16 protein-coding genes are annotated in these 14,854 nt (G+C 69.5%); 13 read left to right on the top strand and 3 right to left on the bottom strand.

Going from position 1 to position 14,854, the window contains the following annotated elements; translation table 11 throughout:
• Nucleotides 1–140 precede the first annotated feature (140 nt).
• From coxB to ABC319_RS16095, 11 genes are all read left to right on the top strand, one after another.
• A complete protein-coding gene (coxB, locus tag ABC319_RS16145; protein WP_413071204.1) occupies nucleotides 141–1,316 on the top strand; it encodes a cytochrome c oxidase subunit II in 1,176 nt (391 codons plus the stop codon).
• A gap of 1 nt (nucleotide 1,317) precedes the next feature.
• Nucleotides 1,318–2,982 carry a cytochrome c oxidase subunit I gene (gene ctaD, locus ABC319_RS16140; protein ID WP_413071203.1) on the top strand — a complete coding sequence of 555 codons (1,665 nt, stop codon included), beginning with the start codon at nucleotides 1,318–1,320 and terminating at the stop codon, nucleotides 2,980–2,982.
• A 185-nt stretch (nucleotides 2,983–3,167) separates the two neighbouring features.
• On the top strand, nucleotides 3,168–4,046 hold the full coding sequence (locus ABC319_RS16135; RefSeq protein ID WP_413071202.1) for a type 1 glutamine amidotransferase: 879 nt from the start codon (nucleotides 3,168–3,170) through the stop codon (nucleotides 4,044–4,046).
• Between the two features lie 75 nt (nucleotides 4,047–4,121).
• Nucleotides 4,122–5,024, top strand: a complete 903-nt coding sequence (locus tag ABC319_RS16130; RefSeq protein WP_413071201.1) for a heme o synthase — start codon at nucleotides 4,122–4,124, stop codon at nucleotides 5,022–5,024.
• Nucleotides 5,021–5,158, top strand: coding sequence for a hypothetical protein (locus tag ABC319_RS16125; protein WP_413071200.1), 138 nt, complete (start codon nucleotides 5,021–5,023; stop codon nucleotides 5,156–5,158). The genes ABC319_RS16130 and ABC319_RS16125 overlap by 4 nt, the downstream gene beginning before the upstream one ends.
• Nucleotides 5,155–5,730, top strand: a complete 576-nt coding sequence (locus tag ABC319_RS16120; protein WP_413071199.1) for a cytochrome c oxidase assembly protein — start codon at nucleotides 5,155–5,157, stop codon at nucleotides 5,728–5,730. Before ABC319_RS16125 ends, ABC319_RS16120 begins: the two co-directional genes overlap by 4 nt.
• A 95-nt stretch (nucleotides 5,731–5,825) precedes the next feature.
• Nucleotides 5,826–6,737, top strand: a complete 912-nt coding sequence (locus tag ABC319_RS16115; protein WP_413071198.1) for a cytochrome c oxidase subunit 3 — start codon at nucleotides 5,826–5,828, stop codon at nucleotides 6,735–6,737.
• Nucleotides 6,738–6,800: 63 nt separating this feature from the next.
• Nucleotides 6,801–7,199 (top strand): DUF983 domain-containing protein, encoded by a 399-nt coding sequence (locus tag ABC319_RS16110; RefSeq protein WP_413071731.1) that lies wholly within the window; start codon nucleotides 6,801–6,803, stop codon nucleotides 7,197–7,199.
• Nucleotides 7,196–7,780: an SURF1 family cytochrome oxidase biogenesis protein gene (locus ABC319_RS16105; RefSeq protein ID WP_413071197.1), complete on the top strand. Its 585-nt coding sequence runs from the start codon at nucleotides 7,196–7,198 to the stop codon at nucleotides 7,778–7,780. Before ABC319_RS16110 ends, ABC319_RS16105 begins: the two co-directional genes overlap by 4 nt.
• 11 nt (nucleotides 7,781–7,791) lie before the next feature.
• Entirely contained in the window at nucleotides 7,792–9,186 is a 1,395-nt protein-coding gene (gene thrC, locus ABC319_RS16100; RefSeq protein ID WP_413071196.1) for a threonine synthase, read from the top strand.
• An 11-nt stretch (nucleotides 9,187–9,197) separates the two neighbouring features.
• Nucleotides 9,198–10,067 (top strand): class I SAM-dependent methyltransferase, encoded by an 870-nt coding sequence (locus ABC319_RS16095; protein ID WP_413071195.1) that lies wholly within the window; start codon nucleotides 9,198–9,200, stop codon nucleotides 10,065–10,067.
• A gap of 151 nt (nucleotides 10,068–10,218) precedes the next feature.
• Here the strand turns inward: ABC319_RS16095 and ABC319_RS16090 are convergent, their stop codons facing one another.
• The 3 genes from ABC319_RS16090 to ABC319_RS16080 are packed head-to-tail and all read right to left on the bottom strand — an operon-like array spanning nucleotide 10,219 to nucleotide 11,854.
• Nucleotides 10,219–10,863 (bottom strand): heme exporter protein CcmB, encoded by a 645-nt coding sequence (locus ABC319_RS16090; RefSeq protein WP_413071194.1) that lies wholly within the window; start codon nucleotides 10,861–10,863, stop codon nucleotides 10,219–10,221.
• Nucleotides 10,860–11,435, bottom strand: a complete 576-nt coding sequence (gene ccmA / locus ABC319_RS16085) for a heme ABC exporter ATP-binding protein CcmA (RefSeq protein WP_413071193.1) — start codon at nucleotides 11,433–11,435, stop codon at nucleotides 10,860–10,862. The genes ABC319_RS16090 and ccmA overlap by 4 nt, the downstream gene beginning before the upstream one ends.
• Nucleotides 11,432–11,854, bottom strand: coding sequence for a metallopeptidase family protein (locus ABC319_RS16080; RefSeq protein ID WP_413071192.1), 423 nt, complete (start codon nucleotides 11,852–11,854; stop codon nucleotides 11,432–11,434). Before ABC319_RS16080 ends, ccmA begins: the two co-directional genes overlap by 4 nt.
• Before the next feature lie 64 nt (nucleotides 11,855–11,918).
• On the opposite strand from ABC319_RS16080, the gene ABC319_RS16075 reads away from it, so the two are divergent.
• Both ABC319_RS16075 and ABC319_RS16070 read left to right on the top strand, forming a co-directional pair.
• Nucleotides 11,919–12,212, top strand: coding sequence for a 4a-hydroxytetrahydrobiopterin dehydratase (locus ABC319_RS16075; protein ID WP_413071191.1), 294 nt, complete (start codon nucleotides 11,919–11,921; stop codon nucleotides 12,210–12,212).
• A gap of 108 nt (nucleotides 12,213–12,320) precedes the next feature.
• Nucleotides 12,321–14,810 (top strand): penicillin-binding protein 1A, encoded by a 2,490-nt coding sequence (locus tag ABC319_RS16070; protein WP_413071190.1) that lies wholly within the window; start codon nucleotides 12,321–12,323, stop codon nucleotides 14,808–14,810.
• The last annotated feature ends 44 nt before the right edge of the window (nucleotides 14,811–14,854 follow it).

Below are 14,854 nucleotides of genomic sequence, written 5' to 3'. Positions count from 1 at the left end.
CACGCCATTTTCGACGCAGCCGCTTGAGGGACGGGCACCCCCGGCGTATAGGCCGTGCCCAAAGCGGGCATGGATCGCCTGCCCGACCACCCGGTCCATCCCTCGGGCCGGCCCAACGAACAACGGGGTAACGACGAACGATGTCCATCAAGGGGTTGAAGCGAATCGCGATCGCGGCGGGGCTCGCGCTGGCGGGCCTGTCGCCGGTGGCGAGCCATGCGGCGGCCCCGGCGGCCCCCGTCTCGACGGCGACGCCGCAGGCGGCCGCGGAGCCGGGCAACGTGTCGAACATCGCACCCACCACCGCCGCGGCAACCCCGCCGGCCGCCCCGAACAGCCCGTCGCTGGCCGTCGACGGCGCGCCCGGCGCGCTGCCGGTCGCCGGCATCGGTCAGCCGACCGACGGCGTCTTCGGCCTCCAGCCGCAGGTGACCCGCAACGGCGAGTTCGCGCACTGGATGCACAACGCCGTGCTGTTCCCGGTCATCACGCTGATCTCGCTGTTCGTGCTGGCGCTGCTGGTCTGGGTCGTCGTCCGCTATCGCGCCGCTGCCAATCCGACGCCGTCGAAGACCAGCCACAACACCTTCATCGAGGTGCTCTGGACGTTGCTGCCGGTGGTGATCCTGGTGCTGATCGCGGTACCGTCGATCGGGCTGCTCCAGGCACAGTTCAAGCCGGCCCCCGCCGGTGCCGTCACGCTGAAGGCGATCGGCAACCAGTGGTACTGGACCTATCAGTATCCCGATCATGGTGGCTTCGAAGTCACCGCCAACCTGCTGAAGGAAAAGAACGAGGTCGCCGCCGGCGAGCGATTCCGCACCGATGCCGACGGCCCCCGCCTGCTGGCGGCGGACAACCGCATCGTCCTGCCGGTGGGCGTGCCGATCCGCCTGATCACCACCGCGAACGACGTGATCCACAGCTGGGCGGTACCCGCCTTCTGGATCAAGCTCGACGCGATCCCCGGCCGCCTGAACGAGACGAGCTTCACGATCGACAAGCCCGGCCTGTATTTCGGCCAGTGTTCCGAGCTGTGCGGCGCGCGCCATGCGTACATGCCGATCGCCGTCGAGGCGGTGTCGCCGGCGCAGTTCGCCGCCTGGGTCCGTGCCAAGGGCGGTACGATGCCGACCCCCGGCCAGGCTTCCGACAAGGTGATCCCGCAGCCCGGTGCCAACGGCTCCGCCGCCGAGCAGGATGCCGCCGCTGCCACCGCGAACGCGACCGGTCCGGTCGAGAACGCCACCGTCGCGGCTCCCACTTCCCCGCAGGGCGCGACCAACAATCCCGCCACCGGCAACGCTGGACAGTAAGATGACCGACACCGCGCTTCACCCGTCCGCGTTCCAGGCGCACGACGACCACGCCCACCACCACGACGCCGATCACAAGCCGGCGTTCTTCGCCCGCTGGTTCATGTCGACCAACCACAAGGACATCGGCACGATGTACCTGATCTTCGCGATCATCGCGGGGATCATCGGCGGGTCGATCTCGGGCCTGATGCGGGCCGAACTGGCCCATCCCGGCATCCAGTATCTGGGCACCTGGGCTTCGCTCCTCCATGGCGGGCCGCAGAGCCTCGACCAGTCGCTGCACCTCTGGAACGTGCTGATCACCGCGCATGGCCTCATCATGGTGTTCTTCATGGTGATGCCGGCGATGATCGGCGGGTTCGGCAACTGGTTCGTACCGATCATGATCGGCGCGCCGGACATGGCCTTCCCGCGGATGAACAATATCAGCTTCTGGCTGCTGATCCCGTCGTTCACGCTGCTCCTCGCCTCGCCCTTCTTCGGCGGCGCGGGCAATGGCTGGACGCTGTACGCGCCGCTGTCGACCTATGGCGAGCCGGGGCCGTCGACAGACATGGCGATCCTGTCGCTCCACTTGGCCGGCGCGTCGTCGATCCTGGGGGCGATCAACTTCATCACCACCATCTTCAATATGCGCGCGCCGGGCATGACCCTGCACAAGATGCCGCTGTTCGTGTGGTCGGTGCTGGTCACCGCCTTCCTGCTGCTGCTGGCCCTCCCGGTGCTCGCCGCGGCGATCACCATGCTGCTGACTGACCGTAATTTCGGCACGACCTTCTTCGATCCCGCCGGCGGCGGCGATCCGGTGCTGTACCAGCATCTGTTCTGGTTCTTCGGCCATCCCGAAGTGTACATCATGATCCTGCCGGGCTTCGGCATCGTCAGCCAGATCATCGCCACCTTCAGCCGCAAGCCCGTCTTCGGCTATCTCGGCATGGCCTATGCCATGGTCGCGATCGGCGTCGTCGGCTTCGTCGTGTGGGCGCACCACATGTTCACCACCGGCCTGTCGGTGAACACCAAGATGTACTTCACCGCCGCCACCATGGTGATCGCGGTACCGACCGGCATCAAGATCTTCTCGTGGATCGCGACGATGTGGGGCGGATCGATGCGCTTCCCGACCCCGATGGTCTGGGCGATCGGCTTCATCTTCATGTTCACCGTCGGCGGCGTGACCGGCGTCGTGCTCGCCAATGGCGGCATCGACGATTACATGCAGGACACCTACTACGTCGTCGCCCATTTCCACTATGTGCTGTCGCTGGGTGCGGTGTTCTCGCTGTTCGCCGGCTTCTACTACTGGTTCCCGAAGATGTCGGGCCGGATGTACAACGAGTTCCTCGGCCAGCTGCACTTCTGGGTGTTCTTCGTTGGCGTGAACGTGATGTTCTTCCCGATGCACTTCCTGGGCCTGCAGGGCATGCCGCGCCGCTACCCGGATTATCCGGACGCCTACGCGCACTGGAACACGATCGCGACGATCGGCTACATGATCATGGCCGCGGGCATGGCGATCTTCTTCGTCAACCTGATCTGGTCGCTGCTCGCCGGCAAGAAGGCGGAGGGCAATCCCTGGGGCGCCGGTGCGACGACGCTGGAGTGGACGCTGTCCTCGCCGCCGCCGTATCACCAGTTCGAGACGCTGCCGAAGATCGACTGAGGCACGACCCGCCATCCGGATGGCTTCCATCCGATCGGCAGAAAGCAGCGCCCCGGAGCATCGCTCCTGGGGCGCTGTTTCGTTTCGGCGCCTCTCGTCCTTCGCCATCGATTACCCCGGACGGCGACGGGTCGTTCCGGGACGCGGCGCGTTGAGCGGGATAGCTCTCAATAGAAGATCCCGACATGCATCAATCCCCCCTGCTCCGCTTCCTGGTCGTGGAGAGCGAGACCGCCGAAGAACGCCAGACGCGTCGCGAGAGCGCGGGCAAGAGCGCCGGCGAAAGCTTCGCGGCCACGCTGGAACAACTAGCGCCCGGTTGCACGACGCAGCTGGTCACGCCGTCCGACGAAGCCGCCGCGATCATGAACGCCGACGAGATCGCCGGGTTCGACGGCGTGCTGCTGTCGGGATCGCCGCTGCACGTCTATGACGATACGCCCGAGACGCGGCGCCAGATCGCGTTCATGCAGACCGTCTATGCGAGCGGCACGCCGAGCTTCGGGTCGTGCGCCGGCCTGCAGGTCGCGGTGGCGGCCGCGGGCGGGCGGGTGCGCGCGATGCCTTCCCGGCAGGAGGCGGGGATCGCCCGTCGCCTGCTCGCGACCAACGCCGGGCGCGAGCATCCGATGCTAGCCGACCGGCCGCCCGTCTGGGACGCGCCCGCGATCCACGGCGACGAGGTGGAGGAGCTGCCCGCGGGTGCGACCCTGCTCGCCACCAGCGTCGGCGTGCGGGTGCAGGCGGTGGAGATCCGCCACGATGCCGGCATCTTCTGGGGTGTCCAGTACCATCCCGAACTGGCCCCCGGCGAGATCGCCGCCGCGCTGCGTCGGCAGTCCGGCGACCTGATCGATGCCGGTCTTGCGCGCGACGGCGACGATGTCGAGGCCCATGCGGCACTGCTGGACCGGCTGCACGACGCGCCCGACGATCACGCGGTCCGCTGGTTGCTGGGCATCGACGGCCAGATGGCGGAGGAGCCGCGGCGGCGAACGGAACTGATCGCCTTCATCGAGCGGCTGGTCATCCCGACAAGGGCGTCACGCCGCGAGGTGGCGTAGATCGCCATCGACGTGAGATCGCTGCAACTTCGGCTGTCCCTCGCTCCGCTGCACGGGTATAGGCGGCCCCGGATCATGGACACGACGACACCCCTCCTCCCACCGGCCGACTGGCGCGACTTCCTGGCCCTGACCAAGCCGCGGGTCATGACGCTGGTCGTCTTCACGGGGCTCTGCGGCATGCTCGCGGCACCAGTGGGCGTGCATCCGGTGATCGGCTTCACCGCGATCCTGTGCATCGCACTGGGCGCCGGCGCGGCCGGCGCGCTGAACCAGTGGTACGAGGCTGATATCGACGCCGCCATGCGCCGAACGCAGAAGCGGCCGCTGCCTGCCGGGCGCATGGACAGGCCGGCCGCGCTCCAGTTCGGGGTGGGGCTGTCGGTCTTCTCGGTGATCCTGATGGGGCTGGCCGTGAACCTGGCCGCGGCGGCGATCCTGCTGGTGTCGATCCTGTTCTACGTCCTGATCTATACCGTCTGGCTGAAACGGCGGACGCCGCAGAACATCGTCATCGGTGGCGCGGCCGGCGCCTTCCCGCCGATGATCGGCTGGGCCGCGGCGACCGGCGACGTCGCGATGCTGCCGTTCCTGATGTTCATGCTGGTGTTCCTGTGGACGCCCCCGCATTTCTGGGCGCTCGCGCTGTTCGTGAAGACGGACTACGCCAATGCCGGCGTGCCGATGCTGCCGGTGGTGGCGGGCGAGCGGGTCACGCGGCACCAGATCGGCCTGTACACCATCCCGATGGCGGTCGCCGCGGTCGCGCCCTGGCCGCTGGGCCTGACCGGCCCCATCTATGGCATCGCATCGCTGGTGCTGACCGGTGTCTTCGCGCTGCTCGCGCTGCGAGTGGCGACGAGGCGACAGGTCGAGGGCGACGCGATGAAGCCCGAGAAGCAGCTGTTCAGCTACTCGATCCTGTACCTTTTCATGATGTTCGGCGCGCTGGTCGCCGATCGATGGATGATCGCATGACCCCCGATGACGAGAAACTGATCCGCCGCCGCCAGGCCGGCCGTGCGCGCGTGATGGCACTGCTGCTGGGTGGGCTGGTGCTACTGATCTTCGCGATCTCGATCGCCAAGATCCAGCTGGGCATGCACGGATGACCTCGTCCGGAAACGCTGGCCAGCGTATCGACCGCCGCGGCCGCACGGCGCTGCTGGCGGTGCTGGGCATCTGCTTCATGACCGGGCTCGCCTGGGCCAGCGTGCCGCTCTACCGGCTGTTCTGCCAGGTGACCGGACTGAACGGCACGACGCAGCGCGGACTGGAGGCGCCGGGCGCCACGACGCGGCAGGTGCGGGTCGATTTCGATGCGAACGTCAGCCCCAAGCTGCCATGGCGGTTCCGGCCCGAGAACCCGTCCGACACGGTGGCGGTCGGGGCGCGCGACATGGCGTTCTTCACCGCGACCAACACGTCGAACCGGCCGATCACCGGTACCGCGACGTTCAACGTCACCCCGGCGCAGGCGGGCAAGTATTTTACCAAGATCCAGTGCTTCTGCTTCACCCAGCAGACGCTGAAGCCCGGCGAGACCGCGCGGATGCCGGTGATCTTCTTCGTCGATCCCAAGATGCTGACCGATCCCGACGCGTCGGACATCGAGACGATCACCCTGTCCTACACCTTCTATCCGTCCGACTCTCCCGCCGCGGTGCCGGCCAAGGAATCCTGACCGGCCACCAACCTGTTGACGGACGCGTTTCCCGCCATTGCGATTCGCGGGACCGCACCGTAGAGCGGTCGCGATAAGCCAACAGGGAAGCGACCATGGCCGGCGCCAAGAACCACGATTACCATATCCTGCCCCCCAGCATCCTGCCGCTGTACACGTCGATGGCGGCGCTGGTGATGGCGGCAGGCGGCATCATGTACATGCATGAGGGCGCCGGCGGCGGCTGGATCTTCCTGATCGGCTTCGCGGCCGTGCTGTCCGGCATGTACATGTGGTGGGCGCAGGTGATCCGCGAGGCGCATGCCGGCGATCACACTCCCGTCGTCCAGCTCCACTTCCGTTACGGCATGATCCTGTTCATCGCGTCGGAGGTGATGTTCTTCGTCGGCTGGTTCTGGGCGTTCTTCGACTTCTCGCTGTTCCCGACGGCGATGCAGTTCGTCGACGGGCAGGTGGAGCGGGCCGCCGAGGGCGCCGCCGCGATCGCCGCGACGTGGCCGCCCAAGGGGCTTGAGGTGATCGACGCGTTCGAGTTGCCGCTGCTCAACACCCTCATCCTGCTGACTTCGGGCACCACGGTGACCTGGGCGCACCACGCCCTGATCCACAACCAGCGCGGCGGCGAGAAGACCGGTGCCTGGGGCCTGCTGGGCGTCGGCAACCGTGACGGCGTGCTTAAGGGCCTGTGGCTGACGGTGGTGCTGGGCGCGGTGTTCAGCGCGATCCAGGCGTACGAGTATGCGCATGCCCCGTTCCCGTTCAAGGGCATCAACTATGGCGCCGCGTTCTTCATGGCGACCGGGTTCCACGGCTTCCACGTGCTGGTCGGAACGATCTTCCTGATCGTCTGCCTGGTTCGTGCGTACCGCGGTGAATTCACGCCGAAGCAGCATTTCGGGTTCGAGGCGGCGGCCTGGTACTGGCACTTCGTCGATGTCGTGTGGCTGTTCCTGTTCGTCACCGTCTATGTCTGGGGCGGCTGGGGCGCACCGGTCCACGGTGGCTGATCCGGTGAGCGGGCGCGGGTGAGCGAGCCCGTGCCAGACCCGATCGAGGCGCCCGCGGCAGACATGCCGCCGGGCGCCTCTTCCGTTTCCGCTCCTGCCGCGCCGACGCTGGCGGACGTGGCGCTGAAGGGGGCATGCCCGCGCTGCGGTGCGCGGACGCTGTTCGGCTCGCTGCTCGGCTTCGCGCCGCGGTGCGGGGCGTGCGGCCTGGATTTCGAGCAGTTCAACGTCGGGGACGGACCGGCGGCGTTCCTGACGCTGATCCTGGGTGCGATCGTCGTCGGGCTCGCGGTTTGGCTGGAACTGGCGGTCGGCCCGCCCCTGTGGGTGCATATGATGTTGTGGATTCCCTTCACCGCCGCCGGCGTCGTCGGCAGCCTGCGCCTGGCGAAGGGCGCGCTGCTGGCGTCGGAGTATCGCAACGCCGCGCGGGAAGGCCGCATCGTGGAGCCGGAAGCATGAGGCGCTGGCCGATCGTGCCGACGCTGCTGGTCACCGTGGCGGTGGCGGCGATGATCGCGCTGGGGCTGTGGCAGCTGCTCGACCGTCTGCCCCGGAAGGAGGCGTTCCTGGCGCAGCTGGTCGACAACCCGGCGCGGCCGCCCGTCCCTTTCCCCGCGCGAGCCGACGAGCGGCTGCTGTTCCGGCGGACGACAGCGACCTGCACCGCGCCGGTCACGGTCAGGCTGGCGGGCGCCGGCGCGGCGGGGTTCCGCGCCATCGCGACATGCGGCGGAGGGATGATGGTGCAGCTGGGCACCACCCGCGATCCGATGGCGGCAGTGACATGGCGGGGTGGTCCGGTCGCGGGCTATGTCGCCAATGCGCCGGAGGGACAGTCGCTGATCGGATCGCTGTTCAGCCACCGCGCGGCGCGGCCGCTGCTGGTGGCGATGCCGCCGGCCGCGGGGCTGACGGCCAACAGCCCGCCCGATCTCGACTCGGTGCCGAACAACCATCTGGCCTATGCAGGGCAGTGGTTCTTCTTCGCCGCCATCGCCGCCATCGTCTATGTACTGGCCGTGCGGCGACGGGGACGCTAGGCGGTTCCGCCATGCGGTATCAGAGCACTCGCGGGGCAGCCCCCATCCTGGACTTTCGCGGCGCGACGCTGGCCGGACTGGCGAGCGACGGCGGGCTGTACGTACCGGAGCGGTGGCCGACCCTGACGCGCGAGGAGATCGAGGCGCTGGCCGGGCTCTCCTATGCCGAGACGGCGGTCAGGGTCATGCTGCCGTTCGTGGGCGACTCGCTGACCGAGGAGGAGCTGCGCGACCTGTGCGAGCGGGCCTATGGCCGGTTCAGCCACGCCGCGGTGACGCCGCTGGTGCAGCTGGACCACGACCAGTGGCTGCTGGAGCTGTTCCACGGCCCCACGCTGGCGTTCAAGGACGTGGCGCTGCAGCTGCTGGGCCTGCTGTTCGAGCGGTTCCTGACCGGCAGCACCAAGCGGCTGACGATCATCGGCGCGACCAGCGGCGACACCGGATCGGCCGCGATCGACGCGGTGGCGGGACGCGAGGGGATCGACATCTTCATGCTGCACCCGGCGGGTCGGGTATCCGACGTGCAGCGGCGGCAGATGACGACGGTGCTGGCGCCCAACGTCCACAACATCGCGATCGACGGCGATTTCGACCAGGCACAGGCGCTGGTGAAGACGATGTTCGCCACCCCCGCGCTCGCCGACCGGTTCGCGCTGTCGGCGGTCAATTCGATCAACTGGGCGCGGCTGATGGCGCAGGTGGTGTACTACTTCTACGCCGGGGTGCGGCTGGGTGCGCCGGAACGGGCGATCGCCTTCTCGGTCCCGACGGGCAATTTCGGGGACGTGTTCGCGGGCTATGTGGCGAGCCGCATGGGCTTGACCGTCGAGCGGCTGGTGGTGGCGACCAACGTCAACGACATCCTGCACCGCGCGCTGTCGTCGGGCGACTACAGCAAGGGCGGGGTGGAGCAGACGGCGACGCCGTCGATGGACATCCAGGTGTCGTCCAATTTCGAGCGGCTGCTGTTCGACCTGGGCGGCCGCGACGGCCATGCCATGGCGGCGCAGATGGCCGGGTTCGAGGCGACCGGCGCGATGCGGCTGACCAACGCGCAGCAGCAGGGCGCGGCCGGCCTGTTCACCAGCGCCCGGGTGGACAGCGACGGCATGGCGATGGCGATGCGCTGGGCATGCGAGCATGCCGGCGAGGTGATCGACCCGCATACCGCGATCGCGCTGAGCGCGGCGCGGGGGCTGGAGACGGACGCGCCGGTCGTCACGCTGGCGACGGCGCATCCGGCCAAGTTCCTCGACGCGGTGGAGCGGGCGACGGGGATGCGCCCCGCCCTGCCCGCACGGGTCGGCGACCTGTTCGATCGCGAAGAGCGCTTCGTCACCCTGCCCGCCACGCTGGAGGCGGTGGGCGACTATGTCGCCGCGCGGGCGACCCCCTCGGCTTGAGGGCACATGCGATGACGCTGACGACGCTGACCGGCGAACCCTGGGCCGATTACGGGCTGGTCGATTCGGGCCATGGCCGCAAGCTGGAGCGGTACGGCCGGTTCCGCTTCATCCGGCCCGAGCCGCAGGCGATGTGGGCGCCGGCCAGCGACGACTGGCGCGCCGCGGCCGAGTTCGTGCCGGGATCCGACGAGGATGGCGGCGGGCAGTGGCGCTATGCCGAGCCGGTCCCGCGCGAGGGATGGCGGCTGAAGTGGAACGAGGTGACGTTCGGGGCGCAGAACACGCCGTTCCGGCACCTAGGCTTCTTCCCCGACATGGCGCCGGTGTGGGACTGGATGCGCGAGCGGATCGACGGGGTCGAGGCGCCGGAGTGCATGAACCTGTTCGGCTATACCGGGGTCGGCACGCTGGCGCTGGCGACGAAGGGCGCGCGGATGGTGCATGTCGATGCATCGAAGAAGTCGGTCGAGGCGGCGCGCGCCAATGCCGCACTGTCGGGGATGAACGACGCGCCGGTGCGCTGGATCGTCGACGATGCCGCCAAGTTCGTCGCGCGCGAGGTGCGGCGTGGGCGGCGGTACGACGGCATCCTGCTCGACCCGCCCAAATACGGCCGGGGACCGGAGGGCGAGGTGTGGCGGCTGGAGGAGGACCTGCCCAAGCTGATCGCCGATTGTCGCCGGCTGCTGGACGAGCGGTCGCGGTTCCTGTTCCTGACGGTCTATGCGGTGCGGATGTCGGCGCTGGCGATCGGGGAACTGGTGCGGCAGGCATTCGCAGACCTGCCGGGGACGATCGAGATGGGCGAACTGGGCGTGCGCGAGGAAGCGCGCGGGCTGGTGTTGCCGACCGCGATCTGGGCGCGGTGGAGCCGGTGAGGCTATTTCCTGCGTTTACAACAGGATATCACTGTTTCCGGCGTGGAAGGTAAGGCTAAGGTAAGGCGTAAACACGGTTTGCGCGGACCGCCCGGCGGGATCGGATAGACGACAGCCTTTCCTAGCCCGGAACGGCCCTTGTAGGACAGGATCAGTCCATCCCCGCCCGGATCGCCGCCGCCGCCACGAAAGGGGCGCCGGCCACCAGCAGCAGGCTGGTCGCGGCGAGGAGCTTCAGCCCCCCTGCCCCGCCGCCCGTATCGGCGAGCGCGCCGGCACCGAAGATCAGGAGCGGCAGCGCCAGCGGCAGCATGAGGAGGCCGGCAAGCGCGCCGGCGCTGCGGAGACCGGCAGTCAGCGCGGCGGTCGCCACCGCCAGCGCGGCGAGGCCGGGGGTGCCCAGCAGCAGGCCGAGTTCGACCAGCGCCAGCGTACGGCCCGGCAATCCCAGCAGTCCCGCCGCCAGCACCGCCGCGGCCATCAGCGCCGGCGCGAACGCGAGCCAGTGAGCGACCATCTTCGCCGCGGCGACCGAGGCCAGCGGGGTGCCGCGCACGGCGAACTGGTCGATCACCCCGGCATCGAGATCGGGGCCGACCAGCCGCTCGACCGGCAGGATAGCGGCGAGGAGCGCGGCGGCCCAGACCACACCGCCGCCGACCCGCGAGAGGAGCGCCGCATCGGGGCCGATCGCGAAAGGAAACAGCGTCGCGACGAGCAGGAAGAAGATGACGACGAGGGTCGTGCCGCCGCCCGCATAGCCGCGGCGGACGTCGCGGCGGATCAGCGCGATCATGTCGCCCCCTCCAGCACCACCGGCACCGCATCGTCGAGGCCGAGCGGCAGGTGGGTGGCGATCAGCACCGCCCCCCCCTGCCGCCGATGCCGGTCGATCATCGCCTCGAGCAGGACGATCGCCGCCGCGTCGAGCCCGTTGGCGGGCTCGTCGAGCAGCCAGAGCGCCGCCGCGCCGGCGGCGATCCGGGCGAGCCCGGCACGGCGGCGCTGGCCGGTGGAGAGCAGGCGGACCGGCACCGCGGCGAGCGGCGCGAGGCCGACTGCGGCGAGCGCGGGCGCCACCCGGTCGGGCGTTCCGTCGATCGCCGCCCAGAAGTGCAGTGCGTCGGCGAGCGACCGCTCCGGATCGAGCGCGCTGCGCTCGTCGAGCAGCGCCGCGGGCGCGGCGTCGACGGTGCCAGCGTCGGGGCGGAGCAGGCCGGCGGCGAGGCGGAGGAGGCTGGACTTGCCGATGCCGTTGGGGCCGGTGACGACCGCCGCGTCGCCGGGCGCGAGCACGAGGTCGAGCCCCGCGAACAGGCGCCGGCCGCCCCGCGTACAGCCGACGCCGCGCAACGCCAGCAGCGTCACCCCGCGTCCTCGTCGCCGACGGCATCCTCCAGCGCGTGCATGTCGTCGTCGGACAGGCCGAAATGATGGCCGATCTCGTGGATGGTGACATGCGCGACGAGGTCGTCGAGGCGGACGCCGGTATCGACCCACTCGTCGAGGATCGCGCGACGATAGAGATGGATGCGATCGGGCAGCGCCCCCGATTCCATCGACGACTTGTCGCCGACCCGGCGGCCGGAATAGATGCCGGTCAGGTCGAGCGGGTGATCGATGCCCAGCGCCTTCAGCGTCGCCTCGTCCGCCACGTCCTCGACGATCAGCACGATGTCGCCCAGGTGCCGGGCGAAGGCGGCGGGCAGGCGCGCGATGGTGTCGCGGGCGATCCGCTCGATCAGGTCGGCATCGGGTGCCGTGCCGGTGAAGCCTTGCCGATCCATCCGCCCCGCCATAGGCGTTGCGGCTCGGCGGCGGCAAGCGTCGCGACGATGACGGGAGCGACGGATGATCGAGGCGCTGAGCGAAACCGAGCGGGCGGACGCGCTGGACGGCCTGCCCGAGTGGGATCACGACGAGGCGCGCGATGCGATCACCCGGACGATCGTGTTCGCCGACTTCATCGAGGCGTTCGGCTTCATGACCCAGGTCGCGCTGGTCGCGGAACGGATGAACCATCATCCGGAATGGGCGAATGTGTACAACCGGGTCGACGTGCTGCTGACCACCCACGACGCAGGCGGCCTGTCGTCGCGCGACATCGAGATGGCGCAGGCGATCGACGCGATCGTGGAGGAGTGAGGCTGTCCGGCACGGCGCGGCGATGACAGGGCCGCGCGCCGTCGCCCGCGCCCCCGCAACCCCGCGCTGGCGCGCGCCTGCGAACCTGCTAGAAGCGGCGCACCTCCCATGACTGCCCTTGCCACCCGCCTGTCCTCCGTTCCCGGCCGCATCGGCGCGTTCCTGCGCGGGGCGTGGCGGCGCTGGTGGGTGAAGGGGCTGGCGATCCTCGCCGGGCTCGGGGTCGTTGCGATCCTGCTCCTGTGGCTGCTGGTCGTGCGCGGCCTGCCCTCGGTCGAGCAGCTACGCACCTACGAGCCGCCGTTGCCCACGCATGTGCGGGGCGGCGACGGCAATCCGATCCAGTCCTATGCCCGCGAACGGCGGGTCGAGCTGGCCTATGCCGAATATCCGCCGCTGCTGGTGAAGGCGTACCTGGCCGCGGAGGACCGCACCTTCTTCGACCATCACGGCCTCGACTATCCCGGGCTGGCGCGGGCGGCGTGGCAGGGCGTGACCAGCGGCAATACCCCGCGCGGCACGTCGACGATCACGCAGCAGGTGGTGAAGAACCTGCTGGTCGGCAACGAGGCGAGCTATACCCGCAAGCTGAAGGAGGCGATCCTCGCCTGGAAGATCGAGGAGGCGCTGACCAAGCAGCAGATCCTGGAACTCTATCTCAACCAGATCGCGCTCGGCCGTAACGCGTTCGGCGTCGAGGCGGCGGCCCACGCCTATTTCGACAAGGAACTGAACGAGTTGTCGCTGGCGCAGATGGCGTATCTCGCGATCCTGCCGAAGGGGCCGGCGAACTACGATCCGGTCCGCCATCCCGATCGTGCGCTGGAGCGGCGCGGCTATGTGCTGGACGAGATGCTGCGCAACGACTTCATCACGCGCGCGCAATATGCCGAGGCGAGCGCGGAGCCGCTGGGCACCGTGCTCCGCCGCACGCCGCGCGTCGATCCCGCCGGCGGCTATTTCGTCGAGGAGGTGCGCCGCCAGCTGATCGCGAAGTTCGGCGAGACGGCGAAGGCGACGCCGACCAGCGTGTACGAGGGCGGGCTGTGGGTCCGCACCTCGCTCGACCAGCGGCTGCAGCGGCTTGCCGCCGACGCGCTGCGCGCCGGGCTGATCCGGTTCGAGGGCGGGCGCGGCTGGTCCGGCCCGATCCGCCAGCTGGAGGTGGTGGACGGCAACTGGCAGCAGGCGCTGCTGAACGCCAATCTGGGCATCGATTATGCCGACTGGCGCGCCGCGGTGGCGATCGCGCGAGAGGGTGACGGCTGGTCGATCGGCTTCGCCGACGGGCGCACCGGCACGCTGCCGCGCGGGCTGGCGCAGATGCCGCGGCGGGGCACCCAGACGGCGGCGTTCGGCAGCATCAAGGCGGGCGACGTCCTCGCCGTCGCACCGTCGGGCAGCCAGTGGGCGCTCCGCTCGGTCCCGCGCATCTCGGGCGGCTTCGTGGTCGAGGAGCCGGCGACCGGCCGGGTGCTGGCGATGCAGGGCGGCTTCGACAGCCGGCTGCAGGCGTTCAACCGCGCGACCCAGGCGATGCGCCAGCCCGGATCGACGATCAAGCCGATCGTCTATTCGGCGGCGCTGGAGAACGGGATGTCGCCGGCGTCGATCATCGTCGACGGGCCGTTCTGCGTCTACCAGGGCGCGCGGCTGGGCCAGAAATGCTTCCGCAACTTCGCCAACATGCGCTCCGCCGGGGCCAAGACGATGCGCTGGGGGATCGAGCAGTCGCGCAACCTGATGACGGTGCGCACCGCCGCACAGGTCGGGATGCCGCGCGTCGTCGACACGATGAAGCGGATGGGCGTCGGCGACTATTCGCCCTATCTCGCGATCGCGCTGGGCGCGGGCGAGACCACCGTGTCGCGGATGGTCAACGCCTATGCGATGCTCGCCAACCAGGGGCGCGGGCTGAACGAGGGCAGCCTGATCGATTTCGTCCAGGACCGGCACGGCAAGGTGATCTGGCCGGAGAACTGGCACGCCTGCGACGGCTGCAACATGCCGGCGTGGAACGGCCAGCCGATGCCGCGTCCGCCCGTCCGCATGCGCCAGGCGATCGACGCGCAGTCCGCGTTCCAGATGGTCCACATCACCGAGGGCGTGATCCAGCGCGGCACCGCCACGGTGCTGCGCGATCTGGACCGGCCGATGTTCGGCAAGACCGGCACCACCAGCGGCCCGACCGACGTGTGGTTCATCGGCGGCACCCCGCAGTTCATCGGCGGGCTGTACATCGGCTACGACAATCCCCGCCGGCTGGGCGCGGCGGAGGGCGGGACGGTGGCGGCGCCGATCTTCAAGCAGTTCGCGGCCAAGGCGTATGAGGGGCTCGACAAGCTGCCGTTCCGCGCGCCCCCCGGCATCCGCATGGTGCGGATCGACCGGATGAGCGGGCGACCGGTGTTCGGCACCTTCCCGACCGGCGACGATCCGAAGCCCGCGGTGATCTGGGAGGCGTTCAAGCCCGAGACGGAGCCGCGCCGTGCCTCGCGCCGCGCCGGCCCCGCCGCCGGGCCGACGGCCGCCGCCACCGCCGCGCCCGCTGCACCGCAAGACAGCGATTTCTTGCAAAAGGAAGGCGGAATCTACTAGCCGCCCTATATCGTCATCCCGGCGACGGCCGGGATCTCGTGCCG

Origin of the sequence: Sphingomonas phoenicis (genome assembly GCF_047238005.1) — a bacterium.
Classification (GTDB): domain Bacteria; phylum Pseudomonadota; class Alphaproteobacteria; order Sphingomonadales; family Sphingomonadaceae; genus Sphingomonas.
Note: the sequence above shows the minus strand (reverse complement) of the source record. Positions and strands in the feature narration are given on the sequence as shown.

Excerpts from the sequence above, each read along its gene's own strand:
- coxB (WP_413071204.1), top strand. The coding sequence starts at position 141 with ATGTCCATCAAGGGGTTGAAGCGAATCGCGATCGCGGCGGGGCTCGCG.
- ctaD (WP_413071203.1), top strand. The coding sequence starts at position 1,318 with ATGACCGACACCGCGCTTCACCCGTCCGCGTTCCAGGCGCACGACGAC.
- ABC319_RS16135 (WP_413071202.1), top strand. The coding sequence starts at position 3,168 with ATGCATCAATCCCCCCTGCTCCGCTTCCTGGTCGTGGAGAGCGAGACC.
- ABC319_RS16130 (WP_413071201.1), top strand. The coding sequence starts at position 4,122 with ATGGACACGACGACACCCCTCCTCCCACCGGCCGACTGGCGCGACTTC.
- ABC319_RS16125 (WP_413071200.1), top strand. The coding sequence starts at position 5,021 with ATGACCCCCGATGACGAGAAACTGATCCGCCGCCGCCAGGCCGGCCGT.
- ABC319_RS16120 (WP_413071199.1), top strand. The coding sequence starts at position 5,155 with ATGACCTCGTCCGGAAACGCTGGCCAGCGTATCGACCGCCGCGGCCGC.
- ABC319_RS16115 (WP_413071198.1), top strand. The coding sequence starts at position 5,826 with ATGGCCGGCGCCAAGAACCACGATTACCATATCCTGCCCCCCAGCATC.
- ABC319_RS16110 (WP_413071731.1), top strand. The coding sequence starts at position 6,801 with ATGCCGCCGGGCGCCTCTTCCGTTTCCGCTCCTGCCGCGCCGACGCTG.
- ABC319_RS16105 (WP_413071197.1), top strand. The coding sequence starts at position 7,196 with ATGAGGCGCTGGCCGATCGTGCCGACGCTGCTGGTCACCGTGGCGGTG.
- thrC (WP_413071196.1), top strand. The coding sequence starts at position 7,792 with ATGCGGTATCAGAGCACTCGCGGGGCAGCCCCCATCCTGGACTTTCGC.
- ABC319_RS16095 (WP_413071195.1), top strand. The coding sequence starts at position 9,198 with ATGACGCTGACGACGCTGACCGGCGAACCCTGGGCCGATTACGGGCTG.
- ABC319_RS16090 (WP_413071194.1), bottom strand. The coding sequence starts at position 10,863 with ATGATCGCGCTGATCCGCCGCGACGTCCGCCGCGGCTATGCGGGCGGC.
- ABC319_RS16080 (WP_413071192.1), bottom strand. The coding sequence starts at position 11,854 with ATGGATCGGCAAGGCTTCACCGGCACGGCACCCGATGCCGACCTGATC.
- ABC319_RS16075 (WP_413071191.1), top strand. The coding sequence starts at position 11,919 with ATGATCGAGGCGCTGAGCGAAACCGAGCGGGCGGACGCGCTGGACGGC.
- ABC319_RS16070 (WP_413071190.1), top strand. The coding sequence starts at position 12,321 with ATGACTGCCCTTGCCACCCGCCTGTCCTCCGTTCCCGGCCGCATCGGC.